General features: G+C 77.1%; 1 protein-coding gene. It reads left to right on the plus strand.

Annotated elements, in window-relative coordinates; translation table 11 throughout:
- On the plus strand, positions 1-847 hold an 847-nt coding region (locus tag KN815_RS49400; RefSeq protein ID WP_216348241.1), incomplete at both ends, for an SGNH/GDSL hydrolase family protein.

Below are 847 nucleotides of genomic sequence, written 5' to 3' on the forward strand. Positions count from 1 at the left end.
GCCCTCGGCGACTCGCTCACCGAGGGGCTCCGCGACCCGGCGCCCGGCGGCGGATGGCGCGGCTGGGCCGCACTGCTGGCGGCCGCCACCGGGCCGCATCCCGATGAGCCGGTGGAGTTCGTCAATGTGTCCCGCAGCGGGGCGCTGGCCGCCGATGTCGCCGATGAGCAACTGGCCGAGGCCCGCCGCGCCCGTCCGCATCTGGCCTCGGTCGTGGTCGGCGGGAACGACACGCTGCGCGACTCGTTCGACATCCACCGGGTCGCCGAGGCCCTCGACCGCACGATCGGCGCGCTGCGCGCCGACGGCGCCGTGGTGCTCACCGCCTGCCTGCCCGACCCCGGGCGGATGCTGGGGCTGCCCTCCGCGCTCGCCCGCCCGCTCGGTCGCCGGATGCGCGCGGTGAACACCGTGGTGCACGCGCTGTCCCAGCGGTACGAGGCGGTCCATGTGGAGCTGGGCGATCACAGTTGGGTCGCCGAGCGGCGGGCCTGGAGCGTGGACCGGCTGCATCCGAGCGAGCTCGGGCACCGGCTGCTGGCCAGGGAGTTCCACAGCGCCCTGCGCGCCCGGTCCATCGCGACCGGCGCCCCGCCGTCCCTGGAGCTCGACGGCATCGCGCCCTCGCGCGCCGCCTCCGCGTGGTGGATGGCGACCCGCGGCACCCGCTGGATCGCGGACCGCTGCACCGACCTCCTCCCCGGCCTTGTCGCGCTGGCGGCCCTGGAGTGGAGGCACCGCCTCCGGGGCACCGCGCATCTGCTGGAGGAGCGGGACCGGCGGGCGACTCTCGCCGCGCTCACCGCGGTGACCAGCGGCCCGGCCCCCGCCCTGCTCCCTCACCCGC

The sequence above is a fragment of the Streptomyces niphimycinicus genome (assembly GCF_018883605.1).
GTDB classification, from domain to species: Bacteria; Actinomycetota; Actinomycetes; order Streptomycetales; family Streptomycetaceae; genus Streptomyces; species Streptomyces niphimycinicus.